This is a genomic window from Brochothrix campestris (assembly GCF_046058945.1).
GTDB classification, from domain to species: domain Bacteria; phylum Bacillota; class Bacilli; order Lactobacillales; family Listeriaceae; genus Brochothrix; species Brochothrix campestris.
This window is the reverse complement of sequence record NZ_CP175511.1, coordinates 1,610,270-1,624,457: the sequence shown is the minus strand read 5'-3', so window position 1 is coordinate 1,624,457 and position 14,188 is coordinate 1,610,270. Positions and strand designations below refer to the sequence as shown.

The 14,188-nt window shown below is 45.6% G+C and carries 5 protein-coding genes, 41 tRNA genes, 2 rRNA genes and 1 pseudogene; 47 read left to right on the top strand and 2 right to left on the bottom strand.

From position 1 onward, the window contains the following. Positions 1-95 precede the first annotated feature (95 nt). The 43 genes from ACJYYY_RS08025 to ACJYYY_RS07815 all read left to right on the top strand — a co-directional run bounded on the left by ACJYYY_RS08025 (position 96) and on the right by ACJYYY_RS07815 (position 7,410). Positions 96-3,025 (top strand): 23S ribosomal RNA (locus ACJYYY_RS08025). Positions 3,026-3,290: 265 nt separating this feature from the next. After that, positions 3,291-3,406, top strand: a 5S ribosomal RNA gene (gene rrf, locus ACJYYY_RS08020). 3 nt (positions 3,407-3,409) lie between these two features. Continuing rightward, positions 3,410-3,485: transfer RNA gene (locus ACJYYY_RS08015), tRNA-Val, on the top strand. 7 nt (positions 3,486-3,492) lie between these two features. Further along, a tRNA-Thr gene (locus ACJYYY_RS08010) sits at positions 3,493-3,565 on the top strand. Positions 3,566-3,653: 88 nt separating this feature from the next. Next, a tRNA-Lys gene (locus ACJYYY_RS08005) sits at positions 3,654-3,726 on the top strand. A gap of 3 nt (positions 3,727-3,729) precedes the next feature. Next, a tRNA-Gly gene (locus ACJYYY_RS08000) sits at positions 3,730-3,801 on the top strand. A 24-nt stretch (positions 3,802-3,825) separates the two neighbouring features. Next, positions 3,826-3,911, top strand: a tRNA-Leu gene (locus tag ACJYYY_RS07995). 21 nt (positions 3,912-3,932) lie between these two features. Beyond that, positions 3,933-4,006 (top strand) — tRNA-Arg (locus tag ACJYYY_RS07990). 8 nt (positions 4,007-4,014) lie between these two features. After that, positions 4,015-4,088, top strand: a tRNA-Pro gene (locus ACJYYY_RS07985). Positions 4,089-4,127: 39 nt separating this feature from the next. Next, positions 4,128-4,203, top strand: a tRNA-Ala gene (locus tag ACJYYY_RS07980). A 33-nt stretch (positions 4,204-4,236) separates the two neighbouring features. Then, positions 4,237-4,310: transfer RNA gene (locus ACJYYY_RS07975), tRNA-Met, on the top strand. 10 nt (positions 4,311-4,320) lie between these two features. After that, positions 4,321-4,410 (top strand) — tRNA-Ser (locus ACJYYY_RS07970). 25 nt (positions 4,411-4,435) lie between these two features. Further along, a tRNA-Met gene (locus ACJYYY_RS07965) sits at positions 4,436-4,509 on the top strand. A 26-nt stretch (positions 4,510-4,535) separates the two neighbouring features. Continuing rightward, positions 4,536-4,609 (top strand) — tRNA-Asp (locus tag ACJYYY_RS07960). A gap of 8 nt (positions 4,610-4,617) precedes the next feature. Continuing rightward, positions 4,618-4,690 (top strand) — tRNA-Phe (locus ACJYYY_RS07955). Between the two features lie 11 nt (positions 4,691-4,701). Further along, positions 4,702-4,774, top strand: a tRNA-His gene (locus ACJYYY_RS07950). Positions 4,775-4,782: 8 nt separating this feature from the next. Continuing rightward, positions 4,783-4,853 (top strand) — tRNA-Gly (locus ACJYYY_RS07945). Positions 4,854-4,868: 15 nt separating this feature from the next. Continuing rightward, positions 4,869-4,942: transfer RNA gene (locus tag ACJYYY_RS07940), tRNA-Ile, on the top strand. Positions 4,943-4,948: 6 nt separating this feature from the next. Continuing rightward, positions 4,949-5,021, top strand: a tRNA-Asn gene (locus ACJYYY_RS07935). 3 nt (positions 5,022-5,024) lie between these two features. Further along, positions 5,025-5,112 (top strand) — tRNA-Ser (locus tag ACJYYY_RS07930). A 13-nt stretch (positions 5,113-5,125) separates the two neighbouring features. Next, positions 5,126-5,197 (top strand) — tRNA-Glu (locus tag ACJYYY_RS07925). Positions 5,198-5,231: 34 nt separating this feature from the next. Next, positions 5,232-5,304 (top strand) — tRNA-Thr (locus tag ACJYYY_RS07920). 70 nt (positions 5,305-5,374) lie between these two features. After that, positions 5,375-5,447: transfer RNA gene (locus ACJYYY_RS07915), tRNA-Lys, on the top strand. Between the two features lie 3 nt (positions 5,448-5,450). After that, positions 5,451-5,522: transfer RNA gene (locus tag ACJYYY_RS07910), tRNA-Gly, on the top strand. A gap of 24 nt (positions 5,523-5,546) precedes the next feature. Further along, positions 5,547-5,632 (top strand) — tRNA-Leu (locus tag ACJYYY_RS07905). A 21-nt stretch (positions 5,633-5,653) separates the two neighbouring features. Beyond that, a tRNA-Arg gene (locus ACJYYY_RS07900) sits at positions 5,654-5,727 on the top strand. Between the two features lie 8 nt (positions 5,728-5,735). Further along, positions 5,736-5,809, top strand: a tRNA-Pro gene (locus tag ACJYYY_RS07895). Between the two features lie 39 nt (positions 5,810-5,848). Continuing rightward, positions 5,849-5,924 (top strand) — tRNA-Ala (locus tag ACJYYY_RS07890). A 28-nt stretch (positions 5,925-5,952) separates the two neighbouring features. Further along, a tRNA-Met gene (locus ACJYYY_RS07885) sits at positions 5,953-6,026 on the top strand. Between the two features lie 18 nt (positions 6,027-6,044). Continuing rightward, positions 6,045-6,118, top strand: a tRNA-Ile gene (locus ACJYYY_RS07880). Positions 6,119-6,143: 25 nt separating this feature from the next. Next, positions 6,144-6,233, top strand: a tRNA-Ser gene (locus ACJYYY_RS07875). A 40-nt stretch (positions 6,234-6,273) separates the two neighbouring features. Beyond that, positions 6,274-6,363: transfer RNA gene (locus tag ACJYYY_RS07870), tRNA-Ser, on the top strand. 39 nt (positions 6,364-6,402) lie between these two features. Then, positions 6,403-6,492 (top strand) — tRNA-Ser (locus tag ACJYYY_RS07865). Positions 6,493-6,532: 40 nt separating this feature from the next. After that, positions 6,533-6,622: transfer RNA gene (locus ACJYYY_RS07860), tRNA-Ser, on the top strand. Positions 6,623-6,647: 25 nt separating this feature from the next. Beyond that, positions 6,648-6,721, top strand: a tRNA-Met gene (locus ACJYYY_RS07855). A gap of 26 nt (positions 6,722-6,747) precedes the next feature. Beyond that, positions 6,748-6,821, top strand: a tRNA-Asp gene (locus ACJYYY_RS07850). A 10-nt stretch (positions 6,822-6,831) separates the two neighbouring features. Further along, positions 6,832-6,904: transfer RNA gene (locus ACJYYY_RS07845), tRNA-Phe, on the top strand. A gap of 10 nt (positions 6,905-6,914) precedes the next feature. Continuing rightward, positions 6,915-6,987: transfer RNA gene (locus ACJYYY_RS07840), tRNA-His, on the top strand. Between the two features lie 8 nt (positions 6,988-6,995). Further along, positions 6,996-7,066 (top strand) — tRNA-Gly (locus ACJYYY_RS07835). 15 nt (positions 7,067-7,081) lie between these two features. Next, a tRNA-Ile gene (locus ACJYYY_RS07830) sits at positions 7,082-7,155 on the top strand. Between the two features lie 6 nt (positions 7,156-7,161). Further along, positions 7,162-7,234: transfer RNA gene (locus ACJYYY_RS07825), tRNA-Asn, on the top strand. 3 nt (positions 7,235-7,237) lie between these two features. Next, positions 7,238-7,325: transfer RNA gene (locus tag ACJYYY_RS07820), tRNA-Ser, on the top strand. 13 nt (positions 7,326-7,338) lie between these two features. Further along, positions 7,339-7,410, top strand: a tRNA-Glu gene (locus tag ACJYYY_RS07815). 148 nt (positions 7,411-7,558) lie between these two features. Here ACJYYY_RS07815 and ACJYYY_RS07810 read toward each other — a convergent pair. Together ACJYYY_RS07810 and ACJYYY_RS07805 are read right to left on the bottom strand one after the other, a co-directional pair. Continuing rightward, positions 7,559-7,732 (bottom strand): annotated as a pseudogene (locus ACJYYY_RS07810) (transposase); the annotation flags it as partial. A gap of 565 nt (positions 7,733-8,297) precedes the next feature. Beyond that, entirely contained in the window at positions 8,298-9,218 is a 921-nt protein-coding gene (locus tag ACJYYY_RS07805; protein WP_051456984.1) for a 1,4-dihydroxy-2-naphthoate polyprenyltransferase, read from the bottom strand. Positions 9,219-9,431: 213 nt separating this feature from the next. On the opposite strand from ACJYYY_RS07805, the gene ACJYYY_RS07800 reads away from it, so the two are divergent. The 4 genes from ACJYYY_RS07800 to menB are packed head-to-tail and all read left to right on the top strand — an operon-like array spanning position 9,432 to position 14,177. Further along, positions 9,432-10,823: an isochorismate synthase MenF gene (locus ACJYYY_RS07800; protein WP_408868804.1), complete on the top strand. Its 1,392-nt coding sequence runs from the start codon at positions 9,432-9,434 to the stop codon at positions 10,821-10,823. After that, on the top strand, positions 10,804-12,549 hold the full coding sequence (menD, locus tag ACJYYY_RS07795; RefSeq protein WP_408868803.1) for a 2-succinyl-5-enolpyruvyl-6-hydroxy-3-cyclohexene-1-carboxylic-acid synthase: 1,746 nt from the start codon (positions 10,804-10,806) through the stop codon (positions 12,547-12,549). The genes ACJYYY_RS07800 and menD overlap by 20 nt, the downstream gene beginning before the upstream one ends. Continuing rightward, positions 12,536-13,342, top strand: a complete 807-nt coding sequence (menH, locus tag ACJYYY_RS07790; protein WP_035315000.1) for a 2-succinyl-6-hydroxy-2,4-cyclohexadiene-1-carboxylate synthase — start codon at positions 12,536-12,538, stop codon at positions 13,340-13,342. Before menD ends, menH begins: the two co-directional genes overlap by 14 nt. Positions 13,343-13,355: 13 nt before the next feature. Next, entirely contained in the window at positions 13,356-14,177 is an 822-nt protein-coding gene (gene menB / locus ACJYYY_RS07785; protein WP_035315001.1) for a 1,4-dihydroxy-2-naphthoyl-CoA synthase, read from the top strand. Positions 14,178-14,188 lie beyond the last annotated feature (11 nt).

The following is a 14,188-nucleotide window of genomic DNA, read 5'->3' as shown; positions in this document are numbered from 1 at the left end:
CCAACCAGACATATGTTCATTATGTCGAACTAAAAACCGTAAGGTGATTAGTAAAGAGGCGTTAGTAGTTGTTTAACAACGAACACAAATCTGAAGGTTAAGTTAGAAAGGGCGCACGGTGAATGCCTTGGCACTAGGAGCCGATGAAGGACGGGACTAACACCGATATGCTTTGGGGAGCTGTACGTAAGCTTTGATCCAGAGATTTCCGAATGGGGAAACCTACTATGCTTGATCGCATAGTGTCTACAACTGAATACATAGGTTGTTTGACGGCAGACGCAGGGAACTGAAACATCTTATTACCTGCAGGAAGAGAAAGAAAAATCGATTTCCTGAGTAGCGGCGAGCGAAACGGAAACAGCCCAAACCAAAGAGCTTGCTCTTTGGGGTTGTAGGACATTCTACACGGAGTTACAAAGGAAGCGTTTAGTTGAGTAACCTGGAAAGGTTAACCAAAGAGGGTAACAGTCCCGTAAACGAAAAGCGCTTCTCTCCAGAATGTATCCTGAGTACGGCGGAACACGAGAAATTCCGTCGGAATCCACGGGGACCATCCCGTAAGGCTAAATACTCCCTAGTGACCGATAGTGTACCAGTACCGTGAGGGAAAGGTGAAAAGAACCCCGGAAGGGGAGTGAAATAGTTCCTGAAACCGTGTGCCTACAAGTAGTTAAAGCCCGTTAATGGGTGATAGCGTGCCTTTTGTAGAATGAACCGGCGAGTTACGTTTACTAGCAAGGTTAAGTCGAGAAGACGGAGCCGCAGCGAAAGCGAGTCTGAATAGGGCGAATTAGTTAGTAGGCGTAGACCCGAAACCAGGTGATCTACCCATGTCCAGGATGAAGGTAAGGTAAAACTTACTGGAGGTCCGAACCCACGTAAGTTGAAAATTGCGGGGATGAGGTGTGGGTAGCGGAGAAATTCCAATCGAACCTGGAGATAGCTGGTTCTCTCCGAAATAGCTTTAGGGCTAGCCTCGAGGTAGAGAGTCGTGGAGGTAGAGCACTGTTTGAACTAGGGGCCCATCTAGGGTTACTGAATTCAGATAAACTCCGAATGCCATCGACTTATACTCGGGAGTCAGACAGTGAGTGATAAGATCCATTGTCGAGAGGGAAACAGCCCAGACCACCAGTTAAGGTCCCTAAATATACGTTAAGTGGAAAAGGATGTAGTATTGCTTAGACAACTAGGATGTTGGCTCAGAAGCAGCCACCATTTAAAGAGTGCGTAATAGCTCACTAGTCGAGTGACACCGCGCCGAAAATGTACCGGGGCTAAACGTATTACCGAAACTGTGGATGAACATCTATGATGTTCGTGGTAGGAGAGCGTTCTAAAGACAGCGAAGTCAGACCGTGAGGACTGGTGGAGTGTTTAGAAGTGAGAATGCCGGTATGAGTAGCGAAAGACGGGTGAGAATCCCGTCCACCGAATATCTAAGGTTTCCTGGGGAAGGCTCGTCCGCCCAGGGTTAGTCGGGACCTAAGCTGAGGCCGATAGGCGTAGGCGATGGACAACAGATTGATATTTCTGTACCAGTCATTAATGTTTGAGCGATGGGGGGACGCAGTAGGATACGAACGCATGCTGATGGATATGCATGTACAAGCAATTAGGCAGGAAAGTAGGCAAATCCGCTTTCCGCGTAAGCTGAGTTGTGATGTGGTGGCACCTAGTGCCGTAGGTTCTGATTCCACACTGCCAAGAAAAGCCTCTAGTTAGTTAATGACTGCCCGTACCGCAATCCGACACAGGTAGATGAGGAGAGAATCCTAAGGTGAGCGAGAGAACTCTTGTTAAGGAACTCGGCAAAATGACCCCGTAACTTCGGGAGAAGGGGTGCTCTATTAAGGTGAAAGCCTGAGAGAGCCGCAGTGAATAGGCCCAAGCGACTGTTTACCAAAAACACAGGTCTATGCAAAATCGTAAGATGAAGTATATGGGCTGACACCTGCCCGGTGCTGGAAGGTTAAGAGGAGTGCTTAGCGCAAGCGAAGGTGCGAATTGAAGCCCCAGTAAACGGCGGCCGTAACTATAACGGTCCTAAGGTAGCGAAATTCCTTGTCGGGTAAGTTCCGACCCGCACGAAAGGTGTAACGATTTGGGCACTGTCTCAACAAGAGACTCGGTGAAATTATAGTACCTGTGAAGATGCAGGTTACCCGCGACAGGACGGAAAGACCCCGTGGAGCTTTACTGCAATCTGATATTGAATGTTTGTGTCACTTGTACAGGATAGGTAGGAGCCTTGGACTCCGGAGCGCTAGCTTCGGATGAGGCGTTGGTGGGATACTACCCTTGTGACATGACCATTCTAACCCGCACCCCTTATCGGGGTGGGAGACAGTGTCAGATGGGCAGTTTGACTGGGGCGGTCGCCTCCTAAAGAGTAACGGAGGCGCCCAAAGGTTCCCTCAGAATGGTTGGAAATCATTCGCAGAGTGTAAAGGCACAAGGGAGCTTGACTGTGAGACCTACAAGTCGAACAGGGACGAAAGTCGGGCTTAGTGATCCGGTGGTTCCGCATGGAAGGGCCATCGCTCAACGGATAAAAGCTACCCCGGGGATAACAGGCTTATCTCCCCCAAGAGTCCACATCGACGGGGAGGTTTGGCACCTCGATGTCGGCTCATCGCATCCTGGGGCTGTAGTCGGTCCCAAGGGTTGGGCTGTTCGCCCATTAAAGCGGTACGCGAGCTGGGTTCAGAACGTCGTGAGACAGTTCGGTCCCTATCCGTCGCGGGCGCAGGAAATTTGAGAGGAGCTGTCCTTAGTACGAGAGGACCGGGATGGACACACCGCTGGTGTACCAGTTGTTCCGCCAGGAGCATCGCTGGGTAGCTATGTGTGGAAGGGATAAACGCTGAAAGCATCTAAGCGTGAAGCCCCCCTCGAGATGAGATTTCCCATCACTTTATGTGAGTAAGACCCCTGAGAGACGATCAGGTTGATAGGTTCGGAGTGGAAGTGCAGCGATGTACGGAGCGGACGAATACTAATAGGTCGAGGACTTAACCTTATTAAGTTTTAAAAGCGAAAATGACGATGGGTTGTTACCTTTCGAAAAAAATCAATTAGTATTCAGTTTTGAGAGTGCAAGCTTTCATGATAATTTCATAATTATCCAAGCAATTAGTAGATGATTTATCTATTAATGTAAATTTTAGATAAGCGAGTTATTCAAGGCGTCAATGAGTTGATTGCGGAGCATACGTTTGTATGTGACAATTGAGACGAAGGAGACAACGATGAAGAACGATGGTTAGATGAAATTCAAACACATGTTTGGTGACGATAGCAAAGAGGATACACCTGTTCCCATCCCGAACACAGTAGTTAAGCTCTTTAGCGCCGATGGTAGTTGGGGGTTTCCCCCTGTGAGAGTAGGACGTCGCCAAGCAATGGGGGTTTAGCTCAGCTGGGAGAGCATCTGCCTTACAAGCAGAGGGTCGGCGGTTCGAGCCCGTCAACCCCCACCATTTTTTTGCCGACTTAGCTCAGCTGGTAGAGCAACTGATTTGTAATCAGTAGGTCGCGGATTCGACTTCTGCAGTCGGCATATATTTTTTGAAAAAAATTCGGAAAATAGTTGTTAAAACAACAAAAAAATGTTATACTTATCTTTGTTGACAAAAACAAACAGATAAGAGCCGTTAGCTCAGTTGGTAGAGCATCTGACTTTTAATCAGAGGGTCGCTGGTTCGAGCCCAGCACGGCTCATACGCGAAAGTAGTTCAGTGGTAGAACATCACCTTGCCAAGGTGGGGGTCGCGGGTTCGAATCCCGTCTTTCGCTTGTAAGTAGAATATACCCATATTAGCCGGGGTGGCGGAACTGGCAGACGCACAGGACTTAAAATCCTGCGGTGAGTGATCACCGTGCCGGTTCGATTCCGGCCCTCGGCATTGTAACACAATTTAAAATGAGCGCCCATAGCTCAACTGGATAGAGTACTTGACTACGAATCAAGCGGTTAGAGGTTCGACTCCTCTTGGGCGCATTACCGAACGGGAAGTAGCTCAGCTTGGTAGAGCACTTGGTTTGGGACCAAGGGGTCGCAGGTTCGAATCCTGTCTTCCCGATTGTATGAATTTACAATCGAAATATCATACCCGATTAATGGGGCCTTAGCTCAGCTGGGAGAGCGCCTGCCTTGCACGCAGGAGGTCAGCGGTTCGATCCCGCTAGGCTCCACCATTATTTTTCAATAAAAAATGCAATAAACATCATGGCGGTGTAGCTCAGCTGGCTAGAGCATTCGGTTCATACCCGAAAGGTCGTGGGTTCGACTCCCTCTGCCGCTATTATATTTCCGGAGGATTACCCAAGTCTGGCTGAAGGGAACGGTCTTGAAAACCGTCAGGCGAGTAAAATCGCGCGGGGGTTCGAATCCCTCATCCTCCTTTTTATCATGTATCATTTATATTATCGCGGGATGGAGCAGTCTGGTAGCTCGTCGGGCTCATAACCCGAAGGTCGTTGGTTCAAATCCAGCTCCCGCAATTGCAAGAGATTGCAAACACGTTTTTGGTCTGGTAGTTCAGCTGGTTAGAATGCCTGCCTGTCACGCAGGAGGTCGCGGGTTCGAGTCCCGTCCAGACCGTTTAGTAAGGCTCAGTAGCTCAGTTGGTAGAGCAACGGATTGAAGCTCCGTGTGTCGGCAGTTCGACTCTGTCCTGAGCCATTAAAATAATGGCGGTTGTGGTGAAGTGGTTAACACACCTGATTGTGGTTCAGGCATGCGTGGGTTCGATCCCCATCATCCGCCTTTTATATGCGAGTGTAGTTTAGTGGTAAAACTACAGCCTTCCAAGCTGTTGTCGTCGGTTCGATCCCGATCACTCGCTTTAGCACAAAAAACAGGGCCTATAGCTCAGCTGGTTAGAGCGCACGCCTGATAAGCGTGAGGTCGATGGTTCGAGTCCATTTAGGCCCATTGTTATCCGCAATAGCTCAGTTGGTAGAGCACACGACTGTTAATCGTGTTGTCGTAGGTTCGAGCCCTACTTGCGGAGTTAGGGGAAATACTCAAGTGGCTGAAGAGGCGCCCCTGCTAAGGGTGTAGGTCGCGAAAGCGGCGCGAGGGTTCAAATCCCTCTTTCTCCGTTTCATTTTTTAAGGCCCGTTGGTCAAGCGGTTAAGACACCGCCCTTTCACGGCGGTATCACGGGTTCGAATCCCGTACGGGTCATTGCAACACTTGCATCAAATCAATACTTTTTTTAGCCGACTTAGCTCAGCTGGTAGAGCAACTGATTTGTAATCAGTAGGTCGCGGATTCGACTTCTGCAGTCGGCATACATTTTGAAAAAAATGATTGTCAAATCGACATTAAAATGTTATTATTAATCTTGTTGTTCAACAACAAGAGCCGTTAGCTCAGTTGGTAGAGCATCTGACTTTTAATCAGAGGGTCGCTGGTTCGAGCCCAGCACGGCTCATACGCGAAAGTAGTTCAGTGGTAGAACATCACCTTGCCAAGGTGGGGGTCGCGGGTTCGAATCCCGTCTTTCGCTTGTAAGTAGAATATACCCATATTAGCCGGGGTGGCGGAACTGGCAGACGCACAGGACTTAAAATCCTGCGGTGAGTGATCACCGTGCCGGTTCGATTCCGGCCCTCGGCATTGTAACACAATTTAAAATGAGCGCCCATAGCTCAACTGGATAGAGTACTTGACTACGAATCAAGCGGTTAGAGGTTCGACTCCTCTTGGGCGCATTACCAAACGGGAAGTAGCTCAGCTTGGTAGAGCACTTGGTTTGGGACCAAGGGGTCGCAGGTTCGAATCCTGTCTTCCCGATTGTATGAATTTACAATCGGAATATCATACCCAATTAATGGGGCCTTAGCTCAGCTGGGAGAGCGCCTGCCTTGCACGCAGGAGGTCAGCGGTTCGATCCCGCTAGGCTCCACCAACTTTTAAGTAACTCATTATAACAACATGGCGGTGTAGCTCAGCTGGCTAGAGCATTCGGTTCATACCCGAAAGGTCGTGGGTTCGACTCCCTCTGCCGCTATTATTATTTTGTAATGTAGGACCTTTAGCTCAGTTGGTTAGAGCAGACGGCTCATAACCGTCCGGTCGTAGGTTCGAGTCCTACAAGGTCCATTAACAAAATAACATTTATTATTTCGGAGGATTACCCAAGTCTGGCTGAAGGGAACGGTCTTGAAAACCGTCAGGCGAGTAAAATCGCGCGGGGGTTCGAATCCCTCATCCTCCTTAACTCACTTATGAGTAACAATTTAATAGCAACACATTTCGGAGGATTACCCAAGTCTGGCTGAAGGGAACGGTCTTGAAAACCGTCAGGCGAGTAAAATCGCGCGGGGGTTCGAATCCCTCATCCTCCTTAACTCTTATGAGTAACAATTTAATAACAACACAATTTCGGAGGATTACCCAAGTCTGGCTGAAGGGAACGGTCTTGAAAACCGTCAGGCGAGTAAAATCGCGCGGGGGTTCGAATCCCTCATCCTCCTTAACTCACTTATGAGTAACAATTTAATAGCAACACATTTCGGAGGATTACCCAAGTCTGGCTGAAGGGAACGGTCTTGAAAACCGTCAGGCGAGTAAAATCGCGCGGGGGTTCGAATCCCTCATCCTCCTTTTTATCATGTATCATTTATATTATCGCGGGATGGAGCAGTCTGGTAGCTCGTCGGGCTCATAACCCGAAGGTCGTTGGTTCAAATCCAGCTCCCGCAATTGCAAGAGATTGCAAACACGTTTTTGGTCTGGTAGTTCAGTTGGTTAGAATGCCTGCCTGTCACGCAGGAGGTCGCGGGTTCGAGTCCCGTCCAGACCGTTTTTTTTTTGGCTCAGTAGCTCAGTTGGTAGAGCAACGGATTGAAGCTCCGTGTGTCGGCAGTTCGACTCTGTCCTGAGCCATAGTATTATGGCGGTTGTGGTGAAGTGGTTAACACACCTGATTGTGGTTCAGGCATGCGTGGGTTCGATCCCCATCATCCGCCTTTGATATGCGAGTGTAGTTTAGTGGTAAAACTACAGCCTTCCAAGCTGTTGTCGTCGGTTCGATCCCGATCACTCGCTTTAGCACAAAAAACAGGGCCTATAGCTCAGCTGGTTAGAGCGCACGCCTGATAAGCGTGAGGTCGATGGTTCGAGTCCATTTAGGCCCATTGTTATCCGCAATAGCTCAGTTGGTAGAGCACACGACTGTTAATCGTGTTGTCGTAGGTTCGAGCCCTACTTGCGGAGTTAGGGGAAATACTCAAGTGGCTGAAGAGGCGCCCCTGCTAAGGGTGTAGGTCGCGAAAGCGGCGCGAGGGTTCAAATCCCTCTTTCTCCGTTTCATTTTTTAAGGCCCGTTGGTCAAGCGGTTAAGACACCGCCCTTTCACGGCGGTATCACGGGTTCGAATCCCGTACGGGTCATCTTTTAAAGCATTAGCTCGAGTAGCTGATGTTTTTTTGTTGAAATAATGGGCTCTATGTCAAATAGTGTTGGTGAGTAAACTTTCGCTTAAATTAAGAAGCTTTTTGGATTGTAGATTAAGTTCTACAATCCTTTTTTTGTATATGATTAATTAGTGATGCAGAGAAGAATGCGATTTCGAAAATTAGTGAAATTCTGATAACCAAAACTAACATGTTTGATAAGCTTAATCTTGTTATTGATGCCTTCTAAATGTCCATTTGAATAACGATAGATAAAACTATTAGTGATTGCGTCTGAATATTTACGTAACGTTCGTAGGTTTTTTAAAAATAGTGAGAAACAGCGCTATGTTTTTGATGAAGAAGTGCATTGTAAGCTTAAAAATTACGCTGGTCAAAGACAACTGTCAGTTGCTTTGAATGACTCATTCAAGTGAGTCAAGTAATTTATAATACCAGGAGAGGTCATCATCTATTTGAACAAAGGTGTATAGCGATACGCGACGTCTTAACATCATATGTGATGATGTTGAAATTTTTAGAAGTTCTGCCATAATGAGAGCAGCGCTCTGGTTTATAAGTGAGTGATTCGAAATAACAAATACCCTCAGTACCGTTCACTTTTTGACGAGAACACCAATTTTCAGTGGAGTTTATATTTACAGCTTTAATTCCTGTAGAAAATGCGATCGAATGAGTGGTATGAGACATATATAATTCCTCCTTTGGATTGGTTCAGCGACTTTATTTTAAAGGGAATTTATATATGTTTCTCTTTTTTTGCCTAAAAATAGTGTTAGCGACATATTTCGTCACCAACACTATAAATTATAGAACCCATCAAAAAAAGCCCCACTTCGGATAATCTTCGAAGTGGGAGAGCTTTAAAAGGCTAAACTAATTAATAAGGCTAAGGTCGTTAGCAATCCGTAATATTTAATCGCTTTTGAACAGTTCGCCATACCTGGAATCATTTTGATGACTTCTGTTTGACGCCAAAAGACGATGACAGAGATTGCAGCAGGAGGTATAGCGATTAGAGTTAACAATAAGAATGGTGTTAAATGAATCGTGAAGATGAGTGACCAAGTCCAACCAAAAGAAATTAACCAGAGAGCTGCATATAAGACAGTGCCCCAACGTTTCCCTAAGAGGATGGCCAGTGTTAAGCGACCGTTACGGGTATCTTCTTCAAGATCACGTAAACTATTGGCTAACAGCATATTACCAATCATTAAGATTAACGGCAATGAGAGATAAACAATCACCTGATTGATGAAATCGGTTTGAATAAAGAAACTAATGTAGGTAATAATACCACCCATGAAAAAGCCGGCCATCAATTCACCTAAAGGCGTATGAGCGATTGGCAGTGGCCCACCGGTATATAAAAAACCAACAATCATCGAAATAAGACCGATGAGGGCTAAATACCAACTAACAGTCACACATAAATACAGACCGAGTAGTAAGGCGATGATAAAACTTAAAAAGGCAAGGTTACGGATGAAGCTTGCTGACATTTTTTCGTTTGTAATAGCCCCACCATGCCCGACCTTATTTTCATCGTCGTGCCCACGTTTATAGTCGTAGTACTCATTAAACAAATTCGTACCTGTCTGAATTAAAAAGGCTGCAAAAAGCATTGCTAAAAATGGTAACACCTTAAATGTTGTATAGTGTAATGCTGCGGCGCTACCGACAAATACAGGAACATAACTCGAAGCCAACGTGTGTGGGCGTAAAAGTTTCCACCATTTATTTTGTGTTATACGAGCCAGTTTTGGTGTCTGACCTTGTTTCAAAAAAATCCTCTCCTTTTATCCAACGTTATTCAAATCTAACTATACCATATTAAAGTAGTCGAACAATAAGTAAAAGTATGATAGCACGCTATTTTTTGTTATAATTGTTGTGGCATAGTAAACATAAGCTTATTGAGAACAAGAACAGTTAGAAACTGAGGATAAGTAGGGCCACTAACATCAATAAGCCCATCTATTTAGGAGCGATATAAAATGAAATTAGTAAAGACAGTAACTGCTTTAATTGAAGAAGGAGTTGAGCGAGCAAAACAGAGCGACCAAGCCACCTTAATTAGTTGGGTGCAAACACAGTCGAACAATGACTTCAATACATTATTAACCAATTTATCACCTGGTGAAGATGCGTTTTATTGGCAAACACCTGATGATGAGTTACGCTTTTTAGGGTTGAAAAGTATCAAGGTCTTTGATACAACGACTGCTAGTATTCAGCGTGCATGGGATAACTTGAAAGCAAACGCGATTTTATATACAGATGGCTCAACACGTGATGGCGAACCGCTTATTTTTGGCGGCTTTAACTTTAATGCGGAGGTCCCAACAGATGGGACAATCTGGCAAAACTATGGCAGACAGCTGTTCATGTTGCCCGAAGTGATGTGGCGTAGTACAGTTGACCGCGATACAATCACTCTGAACTATTTAGTACAACCGCATCAAACAGTGGCAGAAGTCGAACGTGAACTGCGGTCGAAAATCGTGTTATCGGTAAAAAAACAGATTAATGAACACAATGCGATTGTGAGTGAAACGGATTTAATTACACCAGCCAATTGGACAATGATGATTCAAAAAAGCATCGATGCGATTAAGGCTACTAGTTTTACAAAAGTGGTGTTGTCGCGTCAAAAAGCAGTTGAACTTAAGCGAGACTTGCACAGTGGTCAGGTGATGGCAACGTTAATTAGCCAACAACCAAACTGCTATCGCTTTTTAATGCGTTATCAAGGAACTAGTTTTTTAGGTGCATCACCTGAACGTTTACTGTTTAAGGAAGCTGAAACGATTTATTCAGCAGGCGTAGCCGGTTCAATCGAAACCGGTTCAACAGACACCGAACGCAACCAATTAGCGCAAGTACTATTAGCCGATGCTAAAAACCGACATGAACATGCAATTGTTGTGAATATGATTACAGCTAAGCTAAAACCGTTATGTCATGATATGGTTTATCAAGAGACACCAGCCATCTTAAGCAACCGCGACATCCAACATTTATATACGCCGATTAAGGCACAATTAAATGCCGGGACATCATTTTTAAGCTTGGTCAAAAAAATGCATCCAACCCCTGCGTTAGGAGGGTTTCCTTCACAAAAAACGCTCGAGTGGATCGCCCAAGAAGAACCACAAATTCGAGGCTTTTTCGGAGCCCCGATTGGGTGGTACGATGCGAGTGAAAATGGCGAGTTTGCCGTTGGTATCCGTTCACTTGTGGCAGCTAACCAACAGGTTCGATTATTTGCTGGTTGTGGCATCGTGGCTGACTCAGAGCCGCAAACAGAATGGAATGAAACAGCCTTGAAGTTTCAACCGATGTTAAGATTATTAGGAGGCGCTCACAATGACAAAACATCAAATTGAAATGACGCAATATTTAGCCGCATTTATCGAAGAAATCGTACAAGCCGGCGTTAAAGAGGCCGTTATTAGTCCAGGTTCGCGGTCAACCCCATTAGCGATGTTAATGGCAGAACATCCGACCTTGAAAATTTACATCGATATCGATGAACGTTCAGCTGGTTTTTTTGCACTCGGGTTAGCAAAAGCATCATTACGACCTGTTGTGCTATTGTGTACTTCAGGCACAGCAGCTGCCAATTACATGCCAGCTGTCGTTGAGGCGAATTTATCGAACATCCCGTTGGTGGTACTCACTTCAGATCGTCCACATGAATTGAGAGGTGTTGGTGCACCCCAAGCAATCGATCAAATTCATTTATACGGTCACCATGTGAAAGAATTTGTGGAGATGGCCTTGCCTGAGGCGAGTGCCGAATTACTCAACTATGCGAAGTGGCAAGGTGCTCGGGCAGTAGATATCGCCTTAAAAGCCCCTCGTGGACCTGTTCACTTGAATTTTCCATTAAGACAGCCATTGATGCCATTATTAGAGCCATCGCCGTTCAGCGGCGAACAGAAGCGCCATCACGTGCATATTTATTCGACCAACGAGACAGTCAGCTCGGAATTGTTGGCAGAAATGTTAACCCTGTGTCACGGTAAAAAAGGCTTGATTGTCATGGGCGATTTACAGGTTGCACCAGCATTAGCAGCACAAATAGTGCAATTATCACACCAACTGGGTTTTCCTGTTTTAGCCGATCCTCTGTCACAACTGCGTTCTTTTGGTCAGAATGAGTATCAGGTGATTGATCAATATGACAGTCTCTTTCGTTTCGCGAGTGTGAAAGAACAAGTTAGAGCAGAGGTCATCATCCGAATGGGGGCAATGCCTGTTTCAAAATTTTTAAGTCAGTATCTTGAAACGCTTGTTGATGCTCGTCATATTATCATCGACCCAGGGTCAATGTGGCGTGATCCAATTAAAGCAGCTACTGATATGGTGCACTGTGATGAAACAGTATTTGTCGAAGGCTTGCTTGCATCAGTCGATCAAGCACAACGTGACAGTGAGTGGTATGACCAATGGCAGCGATTAAATAGGCTGAGCAAAACATGTATGAACCAATATTTAGCAGCGATTGAAACGCTCGATGAAGGCAAAGTCGTGGCACAATTACAACAACATTTACCGAATGAGGCCGCATTATATGTTGGAAACAGTATGCCAATCCGTGATATTGATACGTTCTTTATCCAGACGAATAAACAGGTGAGAATCGTCGCTAACCGAGGTGCAAATGGGATTGATGGTAATATTTCAACTGCATTGGGGATGAGCGTTACCCAACAACCGATGTATGCCTTAATGGGCGATGTCACCTTTTATCATGATATGAACGGGTTGTTGATGGCACGTACGCATCAATTAAATTTGACGCTGATTGTGATTAATAATAATGGGGGTGGTATCTTCTCATTCTTACCACAGTCCGAGAGTCCACGTCATTTTGAACAGTTATTTGGAACACCAACCGATATTTCAATTGAAAAAGCGGCCAATTTATACGATGCAACGTACCATGCTGTGCAAGATTGGGAAGATTTTCAAGACACACTTGATCGCGCCGAACACCATAAAGGCTTAAATATTATCGAAGTGAAAACAAATCGGTATGAAAATGTAGTCACACACCGCAGTGTATGGGATAATATAAAAGCAGTGATTGACCATGAGTTGTTATGAGTTAACGGTCAATGACCGTTCGTATCGCGTGATTGATGAGGGCGCAACACACCTGCCTGTTATTTTGTGGTTACATGGCTTTACCGGCAGTCCAGCAACCTTTGAACGCACGAGTTTAAAGCTATCGCATCACCGTCACCTGCGCATTGAATTAGCGGGTCACGGTCTTGCGGCACAGTCGGCCTGTTCGTATGCTGAGCAAGTGACTGATTTAATCGAAATTGTAAATGTGCTTGACATAAAGGCCTTTGCAGTTGTAGGCTACTCAATGGGGGGCAGGCTCGCACTTGGCTTGACCTGTACATATCCGGAGCGTGTCACGCACTTAGTGCTTGAAAGCAGTTCACCAGGGCTTAGGACACAAACTGAGCAAGAGGCACGTCGCGAACATGATGAACGACTGGCCCAACGTCTTGAACAGGAGGGCTTAGAGGCTTTTATTTCCTTTTGGGAAAAAATTCCCCTCTTTGTCTCCCAACAGCAGTTACCGACACCACAGCGTTTAAGACTTCGTCAACAACGCTTGCACAATAGCGTTGCGGGATTAAGTGCATCATTGCGCGGAATGGGCACCGGTGCTCAACCGAGCTATTGGTCTGAGCTATCGCAGTTGACCTGCCCAATCCTTAGTGTTGTGGGGCGCTTAGATGCGAAGTATCGCCAACTTGCTTCCGAGATGCAGGCCGTTCAGCCACAACTTGAAATTGCTACTGTCGCTAACGCCGGACACATCGTCCATTTCGAAGCGCCAGAGGCATTTGATAGACTACTAATAAAATGGTTCAAAAAATAGGAGGAATTATACAATGAAAACATTTGATTGGCAACCAGTAAAAGAGTACCAAGAAATTAAATTTGAAAAAACAAACCACGTGGCTAAAATTACGATTAACCGCCCACACGTGCGTAATGCCTTTACACCATTAACAGTAATGGAAATGATCGATGCTTTTACAATCTGTCGTGATGATGCCGATACAGGCGTTATTATTTTAACAGGTGAAGGTGACCTTGCCTTCTGTTCTGGTGGCGATCAAAAAGTACGTGGTAACGGTGGCTATGTTGGCTCAGATAACATTCCTCGATTAAACGTATTAGACTTACAACGCTTAATCCGTGTTATTCCAAAACCAGTTATCGCGATGGTTCGTGGGTACTCTATCGGTGGCGGTAACATTTTACAATTAGTATGTGATATTACAATTGCAGCTGATAACGCTAAATTTGGTCAAACAGGACCAAACGTTGGGAGCTTTGATGCCGGCTATGGTTCGGGCTACCTCGCACGCGTAATTGGACATAAACGTGCCAAAGAAGTTTGGTTCATGTGTAAACAATACTCAGCTGAAGAAGCGTATGAAATGAACTGGATTAACAAAGTTGTGCCGCTTGCAGAGGTTGAAGAAGTAACGATGGAATGGGCAACTGAAATGTTGAAGAAAAGCCCGACAGCAATGCGCTTTATTAAAGCAGCTTTCAATGCTGACACAGACGGCTTAGCTGGCTTACAACAATTTGCCGGCGATGCAACAATGCTTTACTATACAACAGATGAAGCGAAAGAAGGCCGTGACGCTTTCAAAGAAAAACGCGATCCAGACTTCGATCAATTCCCTAAATTCCCATAAGGCGAGAAGGT